At 69.6% G+C, this 23,457-nt stretch carries 23 protein-coding genes and 1 pseudogene; 10 read left to right on the plus strand and 14 right to left on the minus strand.

Annotated elements, in window-relative coordinates; all coding sequences use genetic code 11:
• Positions 1-81: 81 nt before the first annotated feature.
• Positions 82-543, plus strand: coding sequence for a hypothetical protein (locus QF037_RS14525; protein ID WP_307025318.1), 462 nt, complete (start codon positions 82-84; stop codon positions 541-543).
• Between the two features lie 166 nt (positions 544-709).
• Here the strand turns inward: QF037_RS14525 and QF037_RS14530 are convergent, their stop codons facing one another.
• Positions 710-2,158 carry a gamma-aminobutyraldehyde dehydrogenase gene (locus QF037_RS14530; RefSeq protein ID WP_307025320.1) on the minus strand — a complete coding sequence of 483 codons (1,449 nt, stop codon included), beginning with the start codon at positions 2,156-2,158 and terminating at the stop codon, positions 710-712.
• A 170-nt stretch (positions 2,159-2,328) separates the two neighbouring features.
• On the opposite strand from QF037_RS14530, the gene QF037_RS14535 reads away from it, so the two are divergent.
• From QF037_RS14535 to QF037_RS14565, 7 genes are all read left to right on the plus strand, one after another.
• A complete protein-coding gene (locus QF037_RS14535; RefSeq protein ID WP_046261928.1) occupies positions 2,329-2,844 on the plus strand; it encodes an Lrp/AsnC family transcriptional regulator in 516 nt (171 codons plus the stop codon).
• 19 nt (positions 2,845-2,863) lie between these two features.
• Positions 2,864-4,228: an aspartate aminotransferase family protein gene (locus QF037_RS14540; protein WP_307025322.1), complete on the plus strand. Its 1,365-nt coding sequence runs from the start codon at positions 2,864-2,866 to the stop codon at positions 4,226-4,228.
• Positions 4,229-4,434: 206 nt separating this feature from the next.
• Positions 4,435-5,175, plus strand: a complete 741-nt coding sequence (locus QF037_RS14545; RefSeq protein ID WP_307025324.1) for an ABC transporter ATP-binding protein — start codon at positions 4,435-4,437, stop codon at positions 5,173-5,175.
• Positions 5,157-6,479, plus strand: a complete 1,323-nt coding sequence (locus tag QF037_RS14550; RefSeq protein ID WP_307025327.1) for a hypothetical protein — start codon at positions 5,157-5,159, stop codon at positions 6,477-6,479. The genes QF037_RS14545 and QF037_RS14550 overlap by 19 nt, the downstream gene beginning before the upstream one ends.
• A gap of 94 nt (positions 6,480-6,573) precedes the next feature.
• Positions 6,574-6,993 carry a VOC family protein gene (locus QF037_RS14555; protein WP_307025330.1) on the plus strand — a complete coding sequence of 140 codons (420 nt, stop codon included), beginning with the start codon at positions 6,574-6,576 and terminating at the stop codon, positions 6,991-6,993.
• A gap of 35 nt (positions 6,994-7,028) precedes the next feature.
• Positions 7,029-8,150 carry an LOG family protein gene (locus QF037_RS14560; protein WP_307025332.1) on the plus strand — a complete coding sequence of 374 codons (1,122 nt, stop codon included), beginning with the start codon at positions 7,029-7,031 and terminating at the stop codon, positions 8,148-8,150.
• Positions 8,151-8,297: 147 nt separating this feature from the next.
• Entirely contained in the window at positions 8,298-9,005 is a 708-nt protein-coding gene (locus QF037_RS14565; protein WP_307025334.1) for an LAETG motif-containing sortase-dependent surface protein, read from the plus strand.
• 70 nt (positions 9,006-9,075) lie between these two features.
• Here QF037_RS14565 and QF037_RS14570 read toward each other — a convergent pair.
• From QF037_RS14570 to QF037_RS14595, 6 genes and pseudogenes are all read right to left on the minus strand, one after another.
• A pseudogene (locus tag QF037_RS14570) lies at positions 9,076-9,468 on the minus strand (hypothetical protein); the annotation flags it as partial.
• A gap of 378 nt (positions 9,469-9,846) precedes the next feature.
• Positions 9,847-10,869, minus strand: coding sequence for an ABC transporter ATP-binding protein (locus QF037_RS14575; RefSeq protein ID WP_307025336.1), 1,023 nt, complete (start codon positions 10,867-10,869; stop codon positions 9,847-9,849).
• Positions 10,869-12,470 (minus strand): ABC transporter permease, encoded by a 1,602-nt coding sequence (locus QF037_RS14580; protein WP_307037163.1) that lies wholly within the window; start codon positions 12,468-12,470, stop codon positions 10,869-10,871. Before QF037_RS14580 ends, QF037_RS14575 begins: the two co-directional genes overlap by 1 nt.
• 44 nt (positions 12,471-12,514) lie before the next feature.
• On the minus strand, positions 12,515-13,636 hold the full coding sequence (locus tag QF037_RS14585; RefSeq protein ID WP_307025340.1) for a thiamine ABC transporter substrate-binding protein: 1,122 nt from the start codon (positions 13,634-13,636) through the stop codon (positions 12,515-12,517).
• 209 nt (positions 13,637-13,845) lie between these two features.
• Complete coding sequence (gene rlmN / locus QF037_RS14590) at positions 13,846-14,952, minus strand: 23S rRNA (adenine(2503)-C(2))-methyltransferase RlmN (protein ID WP_307025342.1); 1,107 nt, start codon at positions 14,950-14,952, stop codon at positions 13,846-13,848.
• A gap of 42 nt (positions 14,953-14,994) precedes the next feature.
• Positions 14,995-15,528 carry an NUDIX domain-containing protein gene (locus QF037_RS14595; protein ID WP_307025344.1) on the minus strand — a complete coding sequence of 178 codons (534 nt, stop codon included), beginning with the start codon at positions 15,526-15,528 and terminating at the stop codon, positions 14,995-14,997.
• Between the two features lie 141 nt (positions 15,529-15,669).
• On the opposite strand from QF037_RS14595, the gene QF037_RS14600 reads away from it, so the two are divergent.
• Positions 15,670-16,074 carry a hypothetical protein gene (locus QF037_RS14600; RefSeq protein WP_307025346.1) on the plus strand — a complete coding sequence of 135 codons (405 nt, stop codon included), beginning with the start codon at positions 15,670-15,672 and terminating at the stop codon, positions 16,072-16,074.
• Positions 16,075-16,140: 66 nt separating this feature from the next.
• On the opposite strand, the gene QF037_RS14605 is transcribed toward QF037_RS14600, so the two are convergent.
• From QF037_RS14605 to rpsB, 5 genes are all read right to left on the minus strand, one after another.
• The gene (locus QF037_RS14605; protein ID WP_307025347.1) at positions 16,141-17,274 is read right to left on the minus strand and encodes a phosphatidate cytidylyltransferase; all 1,134 of its coding nucleotides are present in this window, start codon (positions 17,272-17,274) and stop codon (positions 16,141-16,143) included.
• Positions 17,274-17,831 (minus strand): ribosome recycling factor, encoded by a 558-nt coding sequence (gene frr / locus QF037_RS14610; protein ID WP_266821475.1) that lies wholly within the window; start codon positions 17,829-17,831, stop codon positions 17,274-17,276. The genes QF037_RS14605 and frr overlap by 1 nt, the downstream gene beginning before the upstream one ends.
• 170 nt (positions 17,832-18,001) lie before the next feature.
• Entirely contained in the window at positions 18,002-18,760 is a 759-nt protein-coding gene (gene pyrH / locus QF037_RS14615; protein ID WP_307025351.1) for a UMP kinase, read from the minus strand.
• 180 nt (positions 18,761-18,940) lie between these two features.
• On the minus strand, positions 18,941-19,777 hold the full coding sequence (gene tsf, locus QF037_RS14620; RefSeq protein ID WP_307025353.1) for a translation elongation factor Ts: 837 nt from the start codon (positions 19,775-19,777) through the stop codon (positions 18,941-18,943).
• A 95-nt stretch (positions 19,778-19,872) separates the two neighbouring features.
• Entirely contained in the window at positions 19,873-20,826 is a 954-nt protein-coding gene (gene rpsB, locus QF037_RS14625) for a 30S ribosomal protein S2 (protein WP_307025355.1), read from the minus strand.
• Between the two features lie 245 nt (positions 20,827-21,071).
• On the opposite strand from rpsB, the gene QF037_RS14630 reads away from it, so the two are divergent.
• Positions 21,072-21,662: a murein hydrolase activator EnvC family protein gene (locus QF037_RS14630; RefSeq protein ID WP_307025357.1), complete on the plus strand. Its 591-nt coding sequence runs from the start codon at positions 21,072-21,074 to the stop codon at positions 21,660-21,662.
• Positions 21,663-21,755: 93 nt separating this feature from the next.
• Here QF037_RS14630 and QF037_RS14635 read toward each other — a convergent pair whose 3' ends face one another.
• Together QF037_RS14635 and whiG are read right to left on the minus strand one after the other, a co-directional pair.
• A complete protein-coding gene (locus tag QF037_RS14635; RefSeq protein WP_307037166.1) occupies positions 21,756-22,313 on the minus strand; it encodes a TetR/AcrR family transcriptional regulator in 558 nt (185 codons plus the stop codon).
• 93 nt (positions 22,314-22,406) lie between these two features.
• Positions 22,407-23,246, minus strand: a complete 840-nt coding sequence (gene whiG / locus QF037_RS14640; RefSeq protein ID WP_307025360.1) for an RNA polymerase sigma factor WhiG — start codon at positions 23,244-23,246, stop codon at positions 22,407-22,409.
• Positions 23,247-23,457: the final 211 nt, after the last annotated feature.

A 23,457-nucleotide genomic window follows, 5' to 3' on the forward strand; every position in this document is an offset into this window, starting at 1 on the left:
GGGCGGCCGTTCCCGTGCCGTAACCCCGCCGACGGTTGTCTGGGGGCCGTGAGCAAGACCCGGCTCCGACTGGAGGAACACATGCCCGCTCTGTCCCCCCGACCACGGCGGCTCGCCCTCGCCCTGGCCGCGATCACGGCTCTCACCCTCGGCACGGTCAGCGCGTCGACGGCCACCGCCTCCGATTCCACCGACGACCCGCCCCGCGCACGACCGGGCCTCGCGATCGGCTACGAGCCCACCGAGAACGCCCCGGACGACCTCAACAAGGCCAACGACGATTTCGCCGCGTGCATGCGCGACGAGGGCCAGACGGTCTTCCCCGACTTCCACGCGGAGAAGGGCGAGGACGGGGGCATCCGGCTGCGCGTCCAGATGAAGGCCGAAAAGGGTGACGTCCTCGGCAAGGCCCACCGCAAGGCGCTCAAGAAGTGCGCCCCGATCCTGAAGGAGGCGGGCCTCACCCTCCCGCCGAAGCTACCGCCGGGCCACCCGGGCGGGGGCGAACTCCCAGGGCTCCGCAAGCACATGGAGAAAGCCTGACCACCAAGGAGAGGGAAACGCAGTGGCCCCGCATGGGAGTTCATCTCCACGCGGGGCCACTGCAACCCACCTAGGGGCGCGGGGCTGTGTCAATTTGCGGCTCCGCCGCGTGGGCGCGACCAGCCACGACGGACCCGCTGCCGAAAACGGCTCCCCCAGCGGAGCGTCACGCGTCCAGGGACGTCATCACGTGCTTGATCCGCGTGTAGTCATCGAACCCGTACCCCGACAGATCCTTGCCATAGCCGGACTTCTTGAAGCCCCCGTGCGGCATCTCCGCCACCAGCGGAATGTGCGTGTTGATCCACACACACCCGAAGTCCAGCTTCTTGGACATCCGCATGGCCCGCCCATGGTCCTTCGTCCACACGGACGAAGCCAGCGCGTAGTCGACTCCGTTGGCCCACTCGACGGCCTGGTCCTCGTCCGTGAAGGACTGGACGGTGATGACGGGCCCGAAGACCTCGTTCTGCACGATCTCGTCGTCCTGCTTGAGCCCGGACACGACGGTCGGCGCGTAGAAGTACCCCTTCTCCCCGACCCGGTGCCCACCGGCCTCGACCTTCGCGTGAGCCGGCAGCCGCTCCACGAACCCGGAGACCTGCTTCAGCTGGTTCGGGTTGTTGAGCGGACCGAACAGCACGTCCTCGTCATCCGGCTGCCCGGTCTTCGTGTCGGCGGCGGCCTTCGCGAGTGCCTGCACGAACTCGTCGTGGATGCCCTCCTGTACGAGCACGCGCGTCGCGGCCGTACAGTCCTGCCCGGCGTTGAAGAAGCCCGCGACGGAGATGTCCTCGACGGCCTTGGCGATGTCGGTGTCCTCGAAGACCACGACCGGCGCCTTGCCGCCCAGCTCCAGGTGGACCCGCTTGAGGTCCTTGGACGCGGACTCGGCGACGGACATGCCCGCGCGCACGGACCCGGTGATGGAGGCCATGGCCGGGGTCGGGTGCTCGACCATGAGCCGCCCGGTGTCACGGTCGCCCGTGACGACGTTGAAGACACCCTTGGGCAGGATCGACCCGATGATCTCGGCGATGAGGACCGTCGAGGCCGGAGTGGTGTCCGACGGCTTCAGCACGACCGTGTTGCCGGCCGCGATCGCCGGCGCGAACTTCCACACGGCCATCATCATCGGGTAGTTCCACGGCGCGACCTGTGCGCAGACGCCGACCGGCTCACGGCGGACGATGGAGGTCATCCCCTCCATGTACTCACCGGCCGAACGGCCCTCGAGCATGCGGGCCGCACCGGCGAAGAACCGGATCTGGTCCACCATCGGCGGGATCTCCTCGGACCGCGTGAGCCCGATCGGCTTGCCGGTGTTCTCCACCTCGGCCGCGATCAGTTCCTCGGCGCGCTCCTCGAACGCGTCCGCGATCTTCAGAAGGGCCTTCTGGCGCTCGGCGGGGGTGGTGTCGCGCCAGCCGGGGAAGGCGGCGGCGGCCGCGCTCATCGCGGCGTCGACGTCCGCCGCTCCGGACAGCGGCGCGGTCGCGTACGCCTCGCCCGTCGCGGGGTTGACCACCTCGGTGGTCCGTCCGTCAGCGGCGTCCCGGAACTCGCCAGCGATGTAGTTCCGTAGGGTGCGCAGCCCACGCGGCTCGGTGCTCACTGCCGGCCTCCTGTGTCGGGTCGAACTGTCCATTGGTTGAGACACCCACCCTAATCGCCTCACCCACGTTTTCAACACCCCTGATCGCACCGTGGCTGCGAAATCCGCAGTACTCACTCCCGTAAACAACGAATTTCATTGCTGTGGCCTTGCGAAACCATCGAGACGTCGTGCACAGTGAGGTCGTGGCCAGTCGAAGCGCAGAGCACAGGGACTCCCGCGAGTCCAGGAACGGCACTCCTCATCTGGATGCCGTCTCCCTCGCCATCATCGAACAGCTCCAGGAGGACGGCCGCCGGCCGTACGCCGCCATCGGCAAGGCCGTCGGCCTCTCCGAGGCCGCCGTGCGCCAGCGCGTCCAGAAGCTGCTCGACCAGGGCGTGATGCAGATCGTCGCCGTCACGGACCCCCTCACCGTGGGGTTCCGGCGCCAGGCGATGGTCGGTATCCATGTCGAGGGCGATGTCGAGTCCGTTGCGGACGCGCTGACCTCCATGGCCGAGTGCGAGTACGTGGTGATGACCGCGGGCTCCTTCGACCTGATGGTGGAGATCGTCTGCGAGGACGACGACCACCTTCTCGAGGTCATCAACCGACGCATCCGCGCCATCCCCGGCGTGCGCTCCACCGAGAGCTTCGTCTATCTGAAGCTCAAGAAGCAGACCTACATGTGGGGAACCCGATAACCGTGAGGACCCGATAACCGTGAGCTCCAAGGACCTCAGCCAGACCGCGTACGACCACCTGTGGATGCACTTCACCCGCATGTCCTCGTACGAGAACTCCCCGGTCCCCACCATCGTCCGGGGCGAGGGCACCTACATCTACGACGACAAGGGCAAGCGCTACCTCGACGGTCTCGCGGGCCTGTTCGTGGTCCAGGCCGGCCACGGCCGCACCGAACTCGCCGAGACCGCCTTCAAGCAGGCGCAGGAGCTCGCGTTCTTCCCCATCTGGTCGTACGCCCACCCGAAGGCCGTGGAGCTCGCGGAGCGTCTCGCGCACGAGGCGCCGGGCGACCTCAACAAGGTCTTCTTCACCACCGGTGGCGGCGAGGCGGTCGAGACCGCCTGGAAGCTCGCCAAGCAGTACTTCAAGCTCACCGGCAAGCCGACCAAGTACAAGGTCATCTCCCGCGCGGTCGCCTACCACGGCACCCCGCAGGGCGCCCTGTCCATCACCGGTCTGCCGGCCCTGAAGGCCCCCTTCGAGCCCCTGGTCCCGGGCGCGCACAAGGTCCCGAACACCAACATCTACCGCGCCCCGATCCACGGCGACGACCCCGAGGCCTACGGCCGCTGGGCCGCCGACCAGATCGAGCAGCAGATCCTCTTCGAGGGCGCGGACACGGTCGCCGCGGTCTTCCTGGAGCCGGTGCAGAACGCGGGCGGCTGCTTCCCGCCGCCGCCCGGCTATTTCCAGCGGGTGCGCGAGATCTGCGACCAGTACGACGTCCTGCTCGTCTCGGACGAGACGATCTGTGCCTTCGGCCGCCTCGGCACGACGTTCGCCTGTGACAAGTTCGACTACATCCCGGACATGATCACCTGCGCCAAGGGCATGACCTCGGGCTACTCCCCGATCGGCGCCTGCGTCATCTCCGACCGGCTGGCCGAGCCGTTCTACAAGGGCGACAACACCTTCCTGCACGGCTACACCTTCGGCGGCCACCCGGTCTCCGCGGCGGTCGGCATCGCCAACCTCGACCTGTTCGAGCGCGAGGGCCTCAACCAGCACGTGCTCGACAACGAGGGCGCCTTCCGCGCGACCCTGGAGAAGCTGTACGACCTGCCGATCGTCGGCGACGTCCGCGGCAACGGGTTCTTCTACGGCATCGAGCTCGTCAAGGACAAGACGACCAAGGAGTCCTTCACCGACGAGGAGACCGAGCGCGTCCTGTACGGCTTCCTCTCCAAGGCGCTGTACGACAACGGCCTGTACTGCCGTGCCGACGACCGCGGCGACCCGGTCGTCCAGCTCGCCCCGCCGCTCATCTCCAACCAGGAGACGTTCGACGAGATCGAGCAGATCCTGCGCGCGACGCTGACGGAGGCGTGGACCAAGCTCTGACCTTCGCGCACCGATCTTCCGCCTGGATGATCAACAACGGCCCCGGTGCCGCCCGTTCGAGTGAGAAACGGGCGCCCGGGGCCGCGTGCTGTCCGGCCTCGCACGGCGGACTCCCTAGCGTGCCCAGTGACCGATCGGCCCTGTCTTCGTTCCCCCGCACGGGGGATCACTTGCAGGGATAACGGATCAGAACGAGGTGTACGCGTATGCAGGCCCCGCCCGACAACGACGTTCTCTGGGCGCGCGCCCTGCACTTCACCTACAAGGACGGCTCACCGGGCCTCGGCGGTGTCTCGCTCGGCGTCCAGGAGGGCGAGATCCTCGCCGTCGGCGGCCCGCGCGGCAGCGGCAAGACCACCCTGCTGCACTGTCTGTCCGGACTGATCCCGGCCCAGCGCGGCGAGATCTGGTTCAACAGCGTGCCGGTCCACACGATGGGCGCGATGACCCGGGAACGGCTGCGCCGCGACCGCTTCGGCTGGATCGACCCGGTCCCGGTCCTCGTCCCCGAGCTGAACGTCTGGGAGAACGCGGCCCTCCCGCTGATGCTCCGCGGTACCAGCCGCCGCCGCGCCAAGACCGCCGCCCTGGAGTGGCTGGAGCGCCTCGACATCGGCGACAAGACCCGCAAGCGCCCGCACGAACTGCACCAGGCGGAGCGCCAACGGGTCTGCATCGCGAGGGCGTTGGCGCCGGCGCCGACGGTGTTGTTCGCGGACGAACCGACGGCCCCGCTGCACCGCACGGACCGGGCCCACGTGCTGCGCACCCTGACCACGGCGGCCCGCTCGCACGGCATCACCGTGGTCCTGGCGACCCACGACGCGGAGACGGCGGCGCTGGCCGACCGCACGGTCTCGCTCCTGGACGGCCGCCGGGTGAACACGGTCCACCTCCCCCCGGTCGCCGAGTCGGAAGGCCGGGCCGCGTGCTCGCTCTCCGTCTGACCCGCGGTGCCAAGCCGGCCGTACAGCTGCGCCGCCTGCTGGTGGCCATGGCGGCGGCGGGCACCGGGTTCCTCCTGCTGTGCACCCTCGGCTACGCGATCAGCCACCCGGACGACCCGAGGGGGTCGTTGCTCCGCCTGGCGTGGTGCCTGACCCCACTGGCGGCGACGGTCTACTTCGCGGTGGCGGTGGCCCGCACGGACCCCGGCACCCTCCCCCGCCCCGGCCTCGCGGCGATCGGCCTGGGCCCCGCCCGTCTGATGGCGGTCTCGGCCGCGACCACGGCCCTCTCCTGCACGCTGGGCTCGATGCTGGCCCTGCTCTTCTTCCTCCACCTGCGGGGCGACCTGACAGGGATGCCCTTCGACGGCGCGGCGGCGGAGTTCCTGGCCGCGGACGCCTCCCTGCCCCTGCCGGCGGCCCTGACCCTGCTGGGCCTGGTCCCGGTGATCGCGTCGGTCGCAGTGGCCCTGGTGCACCGGCCGAAGGACACCCGCACGGCCGTGACCCGGCGGGCCGCGCGGTCGTACGGCCGCTTCGGGGCGTACGACCGGACGGGGACGAGGGAGACGTTCGGCGCGTACGGACGGTTCGGCTCACGGCTGCGGCGGGGGTCCGACGGCACCGGGCAAGCGCGGTCCGGCGAAGCGCCTCCCGCCCAAGAGGGCCGGACCGACGACCCGGACCCCCACGACCTCCCCGAGACCCCCCGGGAAGCCCCGAAGGACCTCCCCTGGGGCATCGCGGTCCTGGCCGCGGGCCTGGCGGTGGAGGCCTACGCCGCCGAAGCCTCGGCAACCCCCCTCACCTTCCCCGGTGGCCCCACCCCTGTCCTCCTCGGCTGGCTCCTCACCGCCGCCGGCCTGACCCTCGCCGGTCCCGGCCTCACCCATCTCTGCGGCCGCCTCCTGCAAGCGGTCCGGCCGGGCGCCCTGCGCCTCCTCGCCGGCCGGGTTCTCATGGAGGAAGCGACCCGCATCGGCCGCCCCCTCGGCGTGGTCTGCGCGGTCGCCTCCGCCACGTACGCCATGGCCGAACTCCGTCACCCCGGCAGCGACGCCTTCGGCCCCCTCACCATCCTCGGCGCCCTCCTGGTGACCGGTTGCACGGTGGCGACCCTGCTCACCGCGGCCGTGGAGGCGAAACACGCCCGCGCGGACACCACCGCCGCCCTCCTGCGCCTGGGCGCCCCCGCGACCATGCTCCGCAGCGCGGCCGCCCTGCGCGCGGGCGCGGTGCTGGTCCTCTTCGTCCCCCTCACCCTTTTCGTCGCCGAACTGGCGGCGATGCCGCTGGCCCGCTGAAACTCGTAGGAAAAGGTGACCACTCGCCGATGAGTTCCGTTCGGCGCCCGGGTCTACCCACCGAACACCAGGAACCCGATGGGAGACACCAGACATGACCTCCACCGCGTACCAGCAGATGGTCTTCATCAACCTGCCGGTCAACGACCTCGACGCCTCGAAGAAGTTCTTCACGGGGCTCGGCTACTCGATCAACCCCCAGTTCAGCAACGAGAACGCGGCCTCCGTGGTGATCAGCGACACCATCGTCGCGATGCTCCTCACCAAGCCGTTCTACTCGACCTTCACCAAGAAGGAGATCGCGGACGCCTCGACGACCAGCGAGATGATCATCTGTCTGAGCGCCGAGAGCCGCGAGAAGGTCGACGAACTGGTCGAGAAGGCGGGCGCCGCGGGCGGCACCGTGTCGGACAAGGTCCAGGACCCCGGCTTCATGTACGGCCGCGCCTTCGACGACCCCGACGGCCACACCTGGGAGGTCGTGTGGATGGACCCGGCCGCGATCGAGGGCTGAACTCCCGCCGCAGGAGCTGTGCCTAGCATGGGCGGGTGCAGACGATGCCCGCCCATGCGGCCCACCACAACGACCGCGAGATCGAGAGCCTCGACGAGTTCGACGCCACGATCTCGGCCCGCGGCACCCTCGCCGGCTTCCGCGTCCAGGCCGTCGATCTGACGGACCGCACCCGGGAGTTGCTCGCCACGGACACGGCGGGCGCCGTCTTCCTGGGCTGCCCGATGCGCGAGGACGCGGCCGCCAAGGTCCGCGCGGACGGCGCGATGGTCTTCCCGCCCGTCCCGGACCTGCCGTTCAACCCGTACCGCGGCCTCCTCTACTCGCCGGACGAGCTCTTCGCCGGGCTCGCCAAGGGGTACGAGGAGACGCTCGACGCCCGTGCGTACGCCTGGTTCCAGCAGACCAAGGCCGACCGCGACATACTCGCCTCGATGCTGCGGGCGATCCACGACGACGCGGTCTCGGACGCGCTCGACGAACTCCTCAGGGACACCCGGGTCGTGGGCGTGATGGGCGGCCACGCGATGGGCCGCGGCACGGAGGCCTACGCCGGTGCCGCACGGCTCGGCCGCGAGCTGACCCGCGCCGGCCTCACCGTCGCCACCGGAGGCGGTCCCGGCGCGATGGAGGCGGCGAACCTGGGCGCGTACGCCGCCCCCCTCGACGACGAGATGCTCACCGAGTCCCTGCGACTCCTCGCCGCGGCACCGAAGTTCACGCCCTCGATCACCGACTGGGCGGCGGCCGCCTTCGAGGTGCGCACCCGCTGGCCCCGGGGCGGCACCTCCGTCGGCATCCCGACCTGGTTCTACGGCCACGAGCCGCCGAGCCCCTTCGCCTCGCACATCGCCAAGTACTTCGCCAACGCCACCCGCGAGGACGGCCTGCTGGCCCGCTCCACCGCCGGTGTGGTGTTCCTGCCGGGCGCCGCCGGGACCGTACAGGAGATCTTCGACAGCGCGACGCCCAACTACTACGAGTCACGCGGCGAGCCGACGCCGATGGTGCTCGTCGACCGGGCGCACTGGACCGAAAAGCTGCCCACGTGGCCGTTGTTGCGGTCACTTGCCCGGGAGCGGTCGATGGAGTCGCGAATCGCCCTGGTTGACCGAATCGAGGAGGCTCCCGACGCGTTGAAACGTCTTGGTGGTTAATAAGACGGCAAAGGCAATGCCCAGGACGCGTCTACACGTTGACACTACTTACGTCACGCTTATAAACCTGTGAGTCTCGTGGGGATCGTGATGTCACATCACTTCTCCCTCAACCCCCCGCATTTGCGCATCCCGTAAAGGACAAACGTGGCAGTTCTGTCCATATCCCGCCGCACCGTCGCACGTTCCGTGCGCATCCTCGGTGTCGCCTCCGCCTCGGCCGCGCTCGCGCTCGGCGCCGCCGGCAATGCGCTGGCATGCAACATCAACGAGTTCTCCGCCGAAGCCAAGTGCGACGGCAAGAACGGCGTCATCACCGTCACCGACGTCGACAAGGCCGGCGTCGAGGCCACCGTCTCCGTGTACCTGGTGGAGAAGAACGCCGACGTCCGCATGGTCGGCGAGCAGACCGTGAAGGGCTCCAAGGACGGCACGACCATCACCTTCGAGGAGGACTGGGCGCCCAACGCGGAGTACCGCGTCCACGTCGTAGCCCTGCCCTACATCAAGGGCGCGGACATCAAGCCGAACCTGACGACCCCCTCCACGGCCTGCAAGCCGGAGGAGGAGTCCCCGACCCCGACGGCCACGCCGTCCCCGTCGGACTCCGCCACTCCGCCGGCCGAGGAGGAGAGCCCCAGCCCGACCCCGTCGGCCTCGGAGAGCGAGAGCACCGCACCGGCGTCCTCGCCGAGCAACGCGCCGACCCCCGCGGCCGGTGACTCCAACCTCGCCGAGACCGGTGCGAACTCCAACACCGGTGTCATCGCCGGCATCGCGGCGGCCCTGGTCGCCATCGGTGGCGGCGCGGTCTTCTTCGGCATGCGTCGTCGTGGGGCGAGCAACACCCGCTGACGCCCCGTGAGCAGTACCGCTGCGGCCCGCCCCCCGTCGGGGGACGGGCCGCAGTCGTGTCCGGGGACCATCACCCGAACGTGGCCCGCTCCAGCCAGAACTCCAGCAGCTCCCGCTCGCCGAGCACCTCCAACTCCTGGCTGTCCAGCGGCAGTCGACGGTAGAAGGCGAGCAGTACGGCGGTCAGCGGCCCCCTGAGCACGACCGTCGCCTTCTCGTGCCCGCGCCGCCAGACGATGACGTCATCGGTGAGCTCGACGATCCACTCGGCTTGGAGCGCGGGAGCGCCATCGGTGGCATGCAGATGAATGCTGCGCCCCGCGCCCCTCAACTCCCCGGCCTCGTCGTGCGGCATGGTCCGCTGCACGAACTCCACGATCTGCAGCCACTCGTCGATCGCGTCGGCGGCGATGTCGGGCGCGACCTCGTAGGGCAGTCCCGCGACGAGGGTGGCGTCGGCGCGGCCGCCGACAGATCGGCCCTGGAGGTCACCACAGACCCCAGCAGGCCGATCCGATGGGCGATTTCGTCGCATTGACGCCCTCGCCACCTCAAGGGCAGCGATTCAGGTCACACCGCTGCGCGGCACGCCCACGGGTTCCTGCTTCACCGACCCTTGCCGTCCCGCGAGGGCGGTCTTATGAGGTCTCCACAGGCTTCACATCCCGCCCGTCCGGCGGTAGGTCCGCAACTAGGTTGTCAGACAAAGCAACTGTAGCCGCAACATTGCGACTTCTCGGGCCCTGCCGTCGCACCTGCACCCTGAAGAATGGAGCCCTGGACAAAGGTTCGGTCTGATCAAGAGTGAGCAACGCATACCCCTTGCCGTACGGGCCCCGGATCAGCCGAGCACGACAATTTCGGCCGCGTCGAACTCCACGCCGACCCGGTCCCCGACCTCCGGCGCCTCCCGCAGGGCGCACGCCGCTTCGAGGCGCGGCGCGTCCCCTTCCGGTCGCAGTCGTACGGCGACATGCGTGCCCTTGAACGTGCGGGCGGCGACCGTGCAGGGCAGCCCCTCGTCGGCGCCCACGAGCCGCACGCCCGCGGGCCGCACCAGCAGAGTCCGCGGGCCCTGCGCGGCGTCCGCGGGGACCGGCAGCTTGCCCCAGGGCGTGTCCGCGGCCTCCCCGCCGACCATGCCCTCCACGACGTTCTCGAAGCCGAGGAAACGGGCCACGAACTCGTCCGTGGGCCGCTGCCACACCTCAAGAGGTGTACCGGACTGGGCGATCCGCCCGTCCCGCATCACGACGACCCGGTCGGCGAGCGCGAACGCCTCGCCCTGGTCGTGGGTGACCGCGAGCACGGTGGTCCCCAACCGCCCGAACAGCTCGCGCAGTTCGACGACGAGCCGCTCCCGCAGCGAGCGGTCCAGCTGCCCGAGCGGCTCGTCCAGCATCAGCAGCCGCGGCCGGGGCGCGAGGGCCCGGGCCAGCGCGACCCGCTGCTGCTCACCACCGGAGAGCGAGGCGACGGCACGTCGACCGGCGCCCGGCAGCCCGACGAGGTCGAGCAACTCCCGTACGCGCGAGCCCTGTTCGGCTTTGGAAGCCCGGTGCATCCGCAGCCCGAACGCCACGTTTCCGCCCACGTCCCGCTGCGGGAACAGCTGATGATCCTGGAACATCAGCCCGACTCCGCGCCTGTGCGCGGCCACCCCCACCTGATCGCGGCCGTCCAGCGCCACCCGTCCCGCGTCCAGGTGTTGCAGCCCGGCCACCGCCCGCAGCAGCGTCGACTTCCCGCTCCCGCTGGGCCCGAGCACACACACGATCTCGTGCTCGGCGACCGCCAGGTCGACCCCGTCCAGCACCGCCCGCCCGCCGAAGCGGACCGTCGCGCCCTGAAGGCTCAGCAGCATCAGAACTCACCCGTCCGATCGGTCCGCAGCCGCTCCAGCACCAGCAGCGCCACCGCGCACACCACCATCAGAATCGTCGAAAGGGCCATCGCCTGCCCGTAGTTGAGCTCACCGGCCCGCCCCAGCAGCCGCGCCACCGCGACCGGCAGCGTCGGGTTGTCGGGCCGCGCGATGAACACGGTCGCCCCGAACTCCCCCAGCGACACGGCGAACGCGAACCCGGCCGCGATCAGCAACGCCCGCCGTACCAGGGGCAGATCGACCTCCCGCCACACCCGCCAGGGCGACGCCCCGAGCACCGCCGCGGCCTCCCGCAGCCGGTGGTCCACGGCCCGCAGCACGGGCAGCATGGTCCGTACGACGAAGGGCACACCGACCAGCGCCTGCGCGAGCGGCACCAGGATCCAGGTGGCCCGCAGATCCAGCGGCGGCTCGTCGAGGGCGATCAGGAACCCGAACCCGACGGTCACCGCAGACACCCCCAGCGGCAGCATCAGCAGCGCGTCGAAGCCCCGTACGAACCGCCCCGCGTCCCGCCGGGTCAGCGCGGCCGCGGCGAGACCGCCGATCACCATCGCGATGGCGGTGGCGGCGAGCGCGTACGAGAGGGAGTTGCCGACCGCCTCGATCGGGGGCACCAGGAACACTCCCCCGTCGGACTTCGTCAGTGCCCGGTAGTACCCGAAGTCGGGGGCGTCGAGCGAGCGCTGCACCAGCACGGCGAGCGGCAGCAGCAGGAGGACGACGACGGTGAGCAGCACCCCGCCCAGCAGCGCCCACTGTCCCGCCCCGCGCGGCCGCCGGGCCGTCCCGGACGCGTCCACCAGCCGCAGCGCGGTCTCCCGTCGCCGTACGGTCCAGGCGTGCAGGGCGAGGATCGAGCCCACGGCCACGAACTGGATGATCGTGAGGACCGCGGCCGTGGCGAGGTCGAAGATCTCCGAGGTCTGGCGGTAGATCTCCACTTCGAGGGTGGAGAAGGTCGGTCCGCCGAGGATCTGCACCACACCGAAGGAGGTGAAGGTGAACAGGAAGACCATGAGGGCGGCGGCCGCCACGGCGGGCCCGAGCGCGGGCAGGGTCACCTTCCGCCAGGCCGCGAGGCGCGAGGCGCCCAGCATCCGTGCGGCCTCCTCCTGCCGCGGGTCGAGCTGTGACCAGAGCCCGCCGACCGTGCGTACGACGACCGCGTAGTTGAAGAAGACGTGCGCGAGCAGGATCGCCCACACGGTCGTGTCCAGCCGTACGCCCCACAGCTCGTCGAGCAGTCCCCCGCGCCCGACCAGTGCCAGGAACGCCGTACCCACGACGACCGTCGGCAGCACGAACGGCACCGTCACGACCGCCCGCAGGATCTGCTTGCCCGGGAAGTCGAAGCGGGCGAAGACATAGGCGCCCGGCAGCGCGACCAGCAGGGTGAGCGCGGTGGACGCGAGGGCCTGCCAGGTGGTGAACCACAGGACGTGCCGGATGTCGGACTGTGCGAGCACGTCCGTGATCCGGCCGAACTGCCACGTACCGTCGGCCTTGAGCCCGCGCGCCACGATCGCGGCGACGGGCCAGGCGAAGAAGACCCCGAAGAACGCGACGGGCAGGGCCATGAGCCCGAGCCGCGCCACGTTCCCCTTGAGGCTCCCGCGTGGGGCTACTTCAGTACGAGCGAGGTCCACGACTTGACCCACTGGTCACGGTTGGCGGCGATCTTGGCGGGATCGAGGGTCTCGGGGTCCTTGGCCTGCGGGCCGTACTTCGTGAACTCCTGCGGCACCTCGGCGGCCTCCCGCACGGGGTAGACGAACATGTTCAGCGGCATGTCCTCCTGGAACCGCTTGGTGAGCATGAAGTCGAGGAGCGCCTTGCCGCCCTTGCTGTTCCCGGCGTTGCTCAGCAGGCCCGCGTACTCGACCTGGCGGAAGCAGGTCCCCGCGGCGACCCCGGTCGGCGCGGTCGTCGGCTTCGGGTCGGCGTAGATGACCTCGGCGGGCGGCGAGGAGGCGTAGGAGACGACGAGCGGCCGGTCGGCCTTGGCCTTCTTGCCGCCGGCGGACCCGGAGAACTCCTCGTTGTAGGCCTGCTCCCAGCCGTCGACGACCTTCACGCCGTTGGCCTTGAGCTTGGTCCAGTAACCCTCCCAGCCTCCCCCACTCTCGGCTTCGCTCGAGCGGGAGGTGCCCCCATCGCCGTACTTGGCGGCGGTCCCGAGGAGGAATCCCAGCCCGGGCGAGGAGGTGGAGGCGTTCTCGGTGACGAGGAGGTTCTTGTAGGCGGGCTTGACCAGGTCGTCGAACGAGCTCGGCGGGTCCAGCTTGTGCTCGGTGAAGTACGCCTTGTCGTAGTTGACGCAGATGTCGCCGGTGTCGATCGGCGTGACCCGGTGCTTGTCCTCGTCGACCCGGTACTCGGGCAGGATCAGGTCGGATCCCTGGGCCTCGTACGACTGGAACAGCCCGTTGTCCAGCGCCCTCGACAGCAGGGTGTTGTCGACGCCGAAGAAGACGTCGCCCTGCGGGTTGTCCTTGGTCAGGATGGCCTTGTTGACGGCCTGCCCGGCGTCGCCGTCCTCGAGGACCTTGACCTTGTACCCGGACTCCTTCTCGAACGCGGCGAGGACGCTCTTGGAGACGGCCCACGAGTTGTGGCTGACGAGGGTGACGGTCTTGGAGCCGCCGCCACCACTGTCGTTGTCGCCGTCGGACGACCCGCACGCGGACAGCGCGACGAGGCCGAAGCCGACGGCGAGGACCGTGGCCTTCTTGGTGATGCTCACTGGATTCCTCCTGGGGTGACCAGGAAGAGACGCGGCCCTGCCCGAAACCCCAGGAGGGCTCCGGGCAGGGCGCAACAGCTTGAGTGATGACCGAACTTCCTACCCAGAATGACCTGGGCGAGGTTCAGAGGGTCTGCGGCCCGATTGCCGCACTCTCAGCGCTGTGGCGCTCCCCTGTCGGAATATGAAGATGTACGTACGGGCTCAGGTTACCGCTCGCCCGCCGCCAGCTGACCGCAGGCCCCGTCGATCTCCTGCCCACGGGTGTCCCGAACGGTGACGGGCACCCCGTGCGCGGCGATGGCCTCGACGAAGGCCTTCTCGTCCTCCGGCCGGGAGGCGGTCCACTTGGACCCGGGAGTCGGGTTCAGCGGAATGAGATTCACATGCACGGGCTTGCCCCGGAGCAGCCGCCCGAGCCGGTCACCACGCCAGGCCTGGTCGTTGATGTCCCGGATGAGCGCGTATTCGATGGAGAGCCGTCGCCCCGACTTCTCGACGTACTCGAACCCGGCGTCGAGCACCTCGCGCACCTTCCACCGCGTGTTCACGGGTACGAGGGTGTCGCGCAGCTCGTCGTCCGGCGCGTGCAGCGAGATCGCGAGCCGGCACTTGAAGCCCTCGTCGGCGAACCGGTGGATGGCCGGCACCAGACCGACGGTCGAGACGGTGATGCCACGCTGCGAGATGCCGAGCCCGTCGGGGGCGGGGTCGGTGAGGGCCCGGATGGACTGCACGACCCGCTTGTAGTTGGCGAGCGGCTCGCCCATGCCCATGAAGACGATGTTGGAGAGCCGCGCGGGCCCACCGGGCACGTCCCCGTCGCGCAGCGCCCGCATCCCGTCCACGATCTGGTGGACGATCTCGGCGGTGGACAGATTCCGGTCGAGCCCGGCCTGTCCGGTCGCGCAGAAGGGACAGTTCATCCCGCACCCGGCCTGCGAGCTGATGCACATGGTGACCCGGTCCGGGTACCGCATCAGCACCGACTCCACGAGCGTCCCGTCGAACAGCCGCCACAGCGTCTTGCGCGTGGTCCCCTGGTCGGTCGACAGATGCCGTACGACGGTCATCAGCTCAGGAAGCAGCGCCTCCTGCAGCTTTCCGCGAGCACCGGCCGGGATGTCGGTCCACTGCTCCGGATCGTGCGCGTACCGCGCGAAGTAGTGCTGCGAGAGCTGCTTGGCACGGAACGGCTTCTCACCGATCTCGGCCACGACATCCTTGCGCTCGGCAGGCGTGAGATCGGCAAGGTGCCGCGGCGGCTTCTTGGCTCCGCGGGGGGCGACGAAAGTGAGTTCTCCGGGCTTGGGCATGGTCATACCAGTGTCGCAGATCAACCGGAGTGCCCCAGTCGGCTACCGCCACGCCCAGAGATGGGCGGAAACCACCCCGTCGCCGGCCTCCCGGGTCCAGAAGTTCCCCGAGGACAGACCCGGCACCTGGGCCTCGATGTCGTGGAAGACGTATTCGGACGCCAGCCCCGGATACGACGGCGACGAGTCCCGGCGCTGACGCCGTTCGGACACGGGGCCCACGACGACGCCGGGGCCTTCGACTCCGAGTTCCTCGGCCACGCACCGCCGTGCCGTGTCCGCTGCGTCCTCTCCGGGCTTCATCTTCTCGGCGGGGGCTTCGTTCCTGGAGCGCCAGGTCCCGTCGGCCATCAGCTGCGCGATCTCCACGAGCTCCTTGCCTCCCTGCCGGACGCGCAGGGAGACGACGGTGACGCGACGCAGCGGTGGCTCGGAGTCCAAGGTCGTCTCCCCCGCCTCGATCTCGTCCCACAGGTGCTGGACGGACTTGGTCCCGGCGGTCCCCCACGAATCCTGTGGAATCCCGTTGCGCTCCAGCCACTCCCGCAATCGGTCCAGGCTGTCCGGCACCCACATACGCCCCGCCCTTCACGGTGTAGCCCGCTCCACCACCCATACGGGAGGCAGCTGCCTCGTAGCAGGGGACCCTACGGCGGAATCGTGGACGGCACACAGATCGCAGCAGCGCCCTGTGCCTTCCAGGAGGGGACCCGTTCCATGGCCACCAACCGACGACGCGGACGCCGTATCGCCGCCCTCGCCACCACCGTCGCCGCCGTCACCCTGACCGCCGGGCTCCTCACCGGCTGCGAGAACACCGACGACGCGCTCGACTGTCTCACCAACGCCGACACGATCGCCGACAGTCTCAAGGCGATCCACGAGGCGGGCTGGGACGCGGCGAAGGACCCGTCGAGGACCGACGAATCCATCGACACCATCGAGAAGAACCTCGACAAGATCAACAACGACACGGACGACGGCAAGGTCGACAAGGCCGTCGACGACCTGAACAAGGCCGTCGAGGACTACAACAAGTCCATCCTCGACGGCGACACCGACCCGGACAGCAGCCGGATCGACGCCGCCGCGAACGAGCTCAAGGACGTCTGCACGTCCTAGGCGGAACGGAGAAGCCCCCGCCGAAGCGAGGGCTTCTCCCTGTACGGAAACGATCAGCCGAACCGCTCAGCCGGAACCGACGAACAGCACCAGCAGCAGCCACACCACCGGCGCCGTCGGCAGCAGCGAGTCCAGCCGGTCCATGATGCCGCCATGGCCCGGCAGCAGCGTGCCCATGTCCTTGATGCCCAGGTCCCGCTTGATCATCGACTCGCCGAGGTCGCCGAGCGTGGCGCTGGCGGCGACCGCGAGGCCCAGCACCAGGCCCTGCCACCAGATGCCGTCGTCGATCAGGAAATGCATGCACAGCGCACCCGCGACCATCGCGAACGACACCGCGCCGAGCAGGCCCTCGCGGGTCTTGCCGGGGCTGATGCGCGGCGCGAGCTTGTGCCTGCCGAAGCGCCAGCCGACCGCGTACGCCCCGGTGTCGCTGACGACCGTCAGGACCAGGAACGTCATGACACGGAACGCGCCGTCGTCCGCGGTGAGCATCATCGCGACGAACGTCGCCAGGAACGGCACGTAGAACGCCGCGAAGACCCCCGCCGTGACGTCCTTGAGATAGCCCTCGGGCGGCTCGGTCATCCGCCAGACCAGGACGGCCAGCGCGGTGAGTGCCATCGCCACCCAGGCACCTTCGGCGCCCCGGACGTACCCGGCGACGACCATGGCCGCACCGCCGACCGCGAGCGGCACGAGGGGTGCCTTGATGCCCTTGCGCTCCTCGAGCCGGGACGTCAGCTCCCACAGACCGACGACGACGGCGACCGTTATGACGCCGACGAAGGCGGCCTTGACGACGAACAAGGACGCGACGATCACCGCACCGAGGCCGACGCCGACCCCTATGGCCGCACTCAGATCCCGCCCCGCGCTCTTCTTCTGCGGCGCGGGAGCCGGCTGCGGGGCGTCGGGCATGGGCTCCGGATTCTGCGGCGCCGCCGCACGGGGCTGCGCCGACGTGGTCTCGTCGCGGAACAAGGGGCCGCTCAGCCGAGCGGCCCCCCGGTCGTCATCCTGGTCGTCGCCGTATCGGGGCACGTCAGGTCCGCCAGGCACGATGGGCATGGGGCGAGTGTGCTGCGCCTCAGGCGCATCGTACGCGGGACCCGCCGGGGCAGCCCCCTGGACAGGCCCCTGGTCGGACGGCCCCCAGTACCCGGCTTGTGGCGGCGCTCCCCAGGAAGAGTCGTTCATCAGACCTCGAGCAGCTCCGCTTCCTTGTGCTTCAGAAGCTCGTCCACCTGAGCGACGTACTTGTGCGTGGCGTCGTCGAGCTCCTTCTCCGCACGGCGGCCCTCGTCCTCGCCGACCTCGCCGTCCTTGACGAGCTTGTCGATCGCGTCCTTGGCCTTGCGGCGGACCGAACGGATGGACACACGGGAGTCCTCCGCCTTGGCCTTGGCGACCTTGATGTAGTCGCGGCGGCGCTCCTCGGTCAGCTCGGGGAACACCACACGGATGATGTTGCCGTCATTGCTCGGATTGACGCCCAGGTCGGAGTCGCGGATCGCCTGCTCGATGTTGCGCAGCGCGCTCTTGTCGAACGGGGTCACCACGGCCATGCGCGGCTCCGGCACGGAGAACGAAGCCAGCTGGTTGATCGGCGTCGGCGCACCGTAATAGTCGGCCACGATCTTGTTGAACATCGCCGGGTGCGCACGACCGGTGCGGATCGCGGCGAAGTCCTCCTTGGCGACCACGACGGCCTTCTCCATCTTCTCCTCGGCCTCGAGGAGGGTCTCTTCGATCACCACTTGCTCCTGCGTGTCTTGAGTGAGGCCCGGCTGCGGTTCCTTGGTGAGGGGCGGCGGCCGGCTGCGTCGCGTCTTCTTCCTGCACGGTTCCCGACCGGCAGGACATTGTCCATCCCCCGGTCAGGGTCCGTCCCGTCCGTCCCCCGGACGGGTTGGTTGCCGGATCGTCAGTCCCGGCTGCCCTGGTCACCCACGAGCGTGCCGATCTTCTCACCCTTGACGGCGCGGGCGATATTGCCCTCCGCCAGGAGCTCGAAGACGAGGATCGGGAGCTTGTTGTCGCGGCACAGCGTGATGGCGGTCATGTCGGCGACCTTGAGGTCGCGGGTGATGACCTCGCCGTAGCTGAGCGAGTCGAACTTGACGGCCTCGGGGTTGGCCTTCGGGTCGGAGTCGTAGACCCCGTCCACGCCGTTCTTGCCCATGAGCAGCGCCTGGGCGTCGATCTCCAGGGCGCGCTGGGCGGCGGTGGTGTCGGTGGAGAAGTACGGCATGCCCATACCGGCGCCGAAGATGACCACGCGGCCCTTCTCCAGGTGGCGCACGGCGCGCAGCGGGATGTACGGCTCGGCGACCTGACCCATGGTGATGGCGGTCTGCACGCGGCTGTCGATGCCCTCCTTCTCCAGGAAGTCCTGGAGGGCGAGGCAGTTCATCACGGTGCCGAGCATGCCCATGTAGTCGGAGCGGGCGCGGTCCATGCCGCGCTGCTGGAGTTCGGCGCCGCGGAAGAAGTTGCCGCCGCCGATGACGACCGCGACCTCCGCGCCGTCGCGCACGACTGCCGCGATCTCGCGGGCGATCTTGTGCACCACGTCCGGGTCCACGCCCAGGCCCCCGCCGCCGGAGAAGGCCTCTCCGGACAGCTTCAGCAGAAACCGGCCGCTCACTTTGCCGTCGTCGCTCTTCTGGGCCTTGGTGGTCATCGGATTCTCCTCGTGGTGCACATACGAAGAAGGCCATTGCCGATGGGAACTGGTTCGTATCCCATGCGCGGCAATGGCCTCCTCGTCAGATCTGCTGTCGTCCGCCGCGCGCGTGCGTGGCGGCGTACCGGACGACTGTCTCCGACCCTATCGGGGTCGGACGTCGCACGCGGTACGGACTCAGATGCCGACCTTGATACGCGTGAAGCGCTTCAGGGTGACACCGGCCTCGTCCAGAACCTTCTGGACGGACTTCTTGTTGTCGAGCGCGTACGGCTGACCGAGCAGCGTGGCGTCCTTGAAGAAGCCGTTGAGGCGACCCTCGACGATCTTCGGCAGGGCGGCCTCGGGCTTGCCCTCGGCGCGGGTGGTCTCCTCGGCGACGCGGCGCTCGGACTCGACGACCTCGGCCGGCACGTCCTCCTTGGAGAGGTACTTCGGCGCGAAGGCGGCGATGTGCTGGGCGACACCCTTGGCCAGATCGGCGTCGGCCTTGTCGAGCTCGACCAGGACACCGATCTGCGGGGGCAGGTCGGGCATGGTGCGGTGCATGTAGGAGAAGACGAAACCGTCGGCGAACTGCGCGAAGCGGTCCAGGACGATCTTCTCACCGAGGTTGGCGTTGGCCTCGTCCACGTACGCCTGGACGGTCTTGCCGGCCTCGATCTCGGAGGCGAGCAGGGCCTGGAGGTCCGCCGGGGAGGTGGCGGCGACGTGCTCGGCGATCGCGGTGGCGACGGCCTGGAACTTCTCGCCCTTGGCGACGAAGTCCGTCTCGCACTTCAGCTCGACCAGGACACCGGAGGTGTTGTCGTCGGCGATGAGGGAGACCACGGCGCCGTTCTCGGCGGAGCGGCCCTCGCGCTTGGCGACGCCCTTCTGGCCCTTGATGCGCAGGGCCTCTACGGCCTTGTCGACATCGCCTTCGGCCTCGTCCAGGGCCTTCTTGCAGTCCATCATGCCGGCGCCGGTGAGCTCGCGGAGCTTCTTGACGTCGGCGGCGGTGTAGTTCGCCATGATTCCTGGAATCTCTCTCGAAGTCTGAAGATCTACGGGCTTGACGGCGGGGGCTGGTGGGCCCCCGCCGTCAAAAGACCCGAAGGGGTGAGGGGTCAGGCCTGCTCGGCCTCGGCGGCCGGAGCCTCGGCAGCGGCCTCGGCGGGCGCCTCGGCAGCGGGCTCCTCGTCGGCGGCAGGGGCGGCGGCCTCGTCGGCGGCGGGGGCCTCGGCAGCAGCCTCGGCGGGCGCCTCAGCAGCGGCCGGAGCCTCGGCGGCCGGGGCCTCCTCGGCCTTCTTCTCGCCCTCGAGCAGGTCGCGCTCCCACGCGGCGAGCGGCTCGCCCGCACCCTTGTCACCCTTGTCGCCGGTGGCGACGCCGGAGCGGGAGATGAGTCCCTCGGCGACGGCGTCGGCGATCACGCGGGTGAGCAGGGTGACGGAGCGGATCGCGTCGTCGTTGCCCGGGATCTTGTAGTCGACCTCGTCGGGGTCGCAGTTGGTGTCGAGGATGGCGACGACCGGGATGTTGAGCTTCCGGGCCTCACCGACCGCGATGTGCTCCTTCTTGGTGTCCACGATCCAGACGGCGCTGGGAACCTTGGACATCTCGCGGATACCACCGAGGGTCTTCTCGAGCTTGGCCTTCTCACGCGAGAGGACCAGGAGCTCCTTCTTGGTGAGGCCGGACGCGGCCACATCCTCGAAGTCGATCTGCTCGAGCTCCTTCAGGCGCTGCAGGCGCTTGTAGACGGTCGAGAAGTTGGTGAGCATGCCGCCCAGCCAGCGCTGGTTGACGTAGGGCATACCGACGCGCGTCGCCTGCTCGGCGATGGCCTCCTGCGCCTGCTTCTTCGTACCGACGAACATGACCGTGCCGCCGTGGGCGACGGTCTCCTTGACGAACTCGTAGGCGCGGTCGATGTACGACAGCGACTGGAGCAGGTCGATGATGTAGATGCCGTTGCGCTCCGTGAAGATGAATCGCTTCATCTTCGGGTTCCAACGACGGGTCTGGTGACCGAAGTGGACGCCGCTTTCCAGCAGCTCCCGCATCGTGACGACGGCCATGGCCGTTCTCCTTGTTTCTCGGTTATGTCCTGACGCCCACGTGCGCCGTGCCGCTAAGGACCGAGGGGCGCTGACCGGGACCGTTGCCGGCCGCCGTGTCGGGGCGTGCGAAGTCGACCCGGTGACCCGGATCGCCAGTAGAAGTGTACGGGACCCGCGGGGTACCGGGTGACGCCGCTGTCCACAACCGGGGCGCGGTCCACAGCTCCCGGCCGTGATCACGGCTTTTCCCGCAGGCTTCCGGCATGCGAGCGATGCGATGTGTGAGCGGGGGCGGCCCGGGGTTGCTGCTGGCCCTGGTGCTGACGGTGCTGGCCGCGGGCCCGGTGTCGGGCGGCCCGGCCCCGCCCCCGCCGGCCGCCCCGGACCCTTCGGTTCCGGCCATCGGCCGCGCCTGGCCGGTGGGGGTGCGTCCCTCGGTCCTACGGGGCTGGGAGCCCCCGGCGACGGCGTACAGCCGCGGCCACCGGGGCGTGGACCTCGCGGCAGCACCGGGCACACCTGTACGAGCGGTGGCGGCGGGGCGGGTGCTGTACGCGGGGCGGGTGGCCGGCAAGGGCGTGGTCTCGGTGGAACTCACCGGCACGGACCTGCGTACGACGTACGAACCGGTGACGGCGTCGGTCGGGAAAGGTGACGAGGTGGCGCCCGGCGAGGTGCTCGGCACGGTGGCGGCGACGGGCTCGCACTGCACGGCTCCGTGCCTGCACTGGGGCCTGCGGAAAGGGGAGGCCTACCTGGACCCGCTGTCACTGCTGCCACCGTGGCTGCTGCACAGGGGCCCGTCGAGGCTCCTGCCGGTACTGGGGGTGCCGCTGCCTTCTTCAGTCACGTAGCCGACGGGCACGTGTGCTGCCCGAGACGAGGTGGGCGCAGGCGGTACTCCGCAAGCATGGGCATGGTCCCCACCTCTACGGCAGCCCCCACGCTCAGCCCCGAACGCCCCGCAGAGCCATGGCCACAGCGGCGTCGGTGATGGCCGAAGGATCCTCCGCCATCCCCAGCTCGATCCGCCGCACAGCCGCGTCCACCACCCCTTGCAGCAACATCGCGGCAAGCCGGGGTTCCGAGTGCCCCATTTCCCCGAGCGCCTGCCCGATCATCGCCACGAGCCCACCGTGCGCCGCCCGGATCTTCTCCCGGGCCCCCGCATCCAGCTCACTGGCCGAGATGGCCACGACAGCCCGGTGCCGCCGGTCCCCGACCAGGGCCAGCTGCCGGCGCACATACGCCTCGACCTTCGCCTCGGGCCCCTCGGCCGCGGCCATCGCCGCCGAGACCTCCGCGGCCCAGACCGGGAAGTCGACCTCGCACAGCTCCTCGACCACCGCGGCCCGCGACCGGAAGTACTCGTACACGGACGACCGCGCCAGCCCCGTCCGCTCGGCGAGAGCCGGAAACGTCAGCGCCTCCGTCCCGCCCTCGGACAGCAACGACCGAGCCGCGTCCAGCAGGGCGGCTCGCTGCATCGACCGGTGCTCGGCCACGGAGGCCGCTCGAATCCTTGGCACGTCGTCCACTTTACGGACGCACCACGCCCGGCGGGAGTCACTCGTCCCGACGCTCCTCATTCGGCCAGGTCAGCGACCGAAGCTGGCCAGTTTCGCGCGCAGTTGCAGGACCGACTTGGTGTGGATCTGGCTGACCCGGCTCTCGGTCACACCCAGCACGTTCCCGATCTCCGCGAGCGTGAGCCCCTCGTAGTAGTAGAGGGTGACCACGGTCTTCTCCCGCTCGGGCAGCGTGTTGATGGCCCGCGCCAGGAACCGTCTGAGCTCCCGGTCCTCGGCCACCTCGACCGGATTGTCGGCGGCGGTGTCCTCCAGCGTGTCCATGACGCTGAGCCCGTCCCCGCTCTCGCCCCCGACATGCAGCAGCTCTTCCAGTGCCACCACGTTCGCCAGCGACAACTGGCTGAAGACCGCGTGGAGTTCGTCCACCGCGATCCCCATCTCGGAGGCCACCTCGCCCTCGCTGGGCGTCCGCCTCAGCCGCGCCTCCAGCGTCGCGTACGCCCGCTCGACGTTGCGCGCCTTCTGCCGCACCGAGCGCGGGATCCAGTCCAGCGCCCGGAGCTCGTCGATCATCGCGCCCCGGATCCGCGTGATCGCGTACGTCTCGAACTTGATCTCCCGGTCGATGTCGAACTTCTCGATCGCGTCGATGAGCCCGAAGACCCCGGAGGACACGAAGTCGGCCTGCTCGACATTGGGCGGCAGCCCCACGCTCACCCGGCCCGCCACGTACTTCACCAGCGGCGAGTAGTGCAGGATCAGCTGCTCCCGCAGCCGCTCGTCGCCCGTCCCCTTGTACGAACGCCACAGTTCGTCGAGTGTCGAGGGAGCGGGCGGCCGCACGCTACCGTCGCGGGCGGCTGGGGGGATCGCCGCCCGGTCGGACCCGGAGGTGTGCTGGGGCATTCGTCGCCTTGTGCCGTTCTGCCGTGAATGAGGTGTGCCTGGGTGAGCTGTCTGCCTGATGTCGAGTTCGATGCCGTGGTGCCGGTCTGCGCCGGAATCCCCGTGAGCGTAGCGTGACTGGAGTGTCGCGGTGTGCGAAGTGTGTGACAGAAGCTGTGCGCAGATACGTTCCTTTGACCGCCCCGCCGGGTCACGGCAGTAGCTCTGCGTG

The organism is Streptomyces canus, from assembly GCF_030815415.1.
Classification (GTDB): domain Bacteria; phylum Actinomycetota; class Actinomycetes; order Streptomycetales; family Streptomycetaceae; genus Streptomyces; species Streptomyces canus_F.

What these genes read in the sequence shown, in the direction of transcription:
- QF037_RS14525 (WP_307025318.1), top strand. Translation starts at nt 82, where the DNA reads ATGCCCGCTCTGTCCCCCCGACCACGGCGGCTCGCCCTCGCCCTGGCC.
- QF037_RS14545 (WP_307025324.1), top strand. Translation starts at nt 4,435, where the DNA reads ATGCAGGCCCCGCCCGACAACGACGTTCTCTGGGCGCGCGCCCTGCAC.
- QF037_RS14555 (WP_307025330.1), top strand. Translation starts at nt 6,574, where the DNA reads ATGACCTCCACCGCGTACCAGCAGATGGTCTTCATCAACCTGCCGGTC.
- QF037_RS14575 (WP_307025336.1), bottom strand. Translation starts at nt 10,869, where the DNA reads ATGCTGCTGAGCCTTCAGGGCGCGACGGTCCGCTTCGGCGGGCGGGCG.
- QF037_RS14580 (WP_307037163.1), bottom strand. Translation starts at nt 12,470, where the DNA reads ATGGCCCTGCCCGTCGCGTTCTTCGGGGTCTTCTTCGCCTGGCCCGTC.
- rlmN (WP_307025342.1), bottom strand. Translation starts at nt 14,952, where the DNA reads ATGCCCAAGCCCGGAGAACTCACTTTCGTCGCCCCCCGCGGAGCCAAG.
- QF037_RS14595 (WP_307025344.1), bottom strand. Translation starts at nt 15,528, where the DNA reads ATGTGGGTGCCGGACAGCCTGGACCGATTGCGGGAGTGGCTGGAGCGC.
- QF037_RS14600 (WP_307025346.1), top strand. Translation starts at nt 15,670, where the DNA reads ATGGCCACCAACCGACGACGCGGACGCCGTATCGCCGCCCTCGCCACC.
- QF037_RS14605 (WP_307025347.1), bottom strand. Translation starts at nt 17,274, where the DNA reads ATGAACGACTCTTCCTGGGGAGCGCCGCCACAAGCCGGGTACTGGGGG.
- pyrH (WP_307025351.1), bottom strand. Translation starts at nt 18,760, where the DNA reads ATGACCACCAAGGCCCAGAAGAGCGACGACGGCAAAGTGAGCGGCCGG.
- tsf (WP_307025353.1), bottom strand. Translation starts at nt 19,777, where the DNA reads ATGGCGAACTACACCGCCGCCGACGTCAAGAAGCTCCGCGAGCTCACC.
- rpsB (WP_307025355.1), bottom strand. Translation starts at nt 20,826, where the DNA reads ATGGCCGTCGTCACGATGCGGGAGCTGCTGGAAAGCGGCGTCCACTTC.
- QF037_RS14630 (WP_307025357.1), top strand. Translation starts at nt 21,072, where the DNA reads ATGCGAGCGATGCGATGTGTGAGCGGGGGCGGCCCGGGGTTGCTGCTG.
- whiG (WP_307025360.1), bottom strand. Translation starts at nt 23,246, where the DNA reads ATGCCCCAGCACACCTCCGGGTCCGACCGGGCGGCGATCCCCCCAGCC.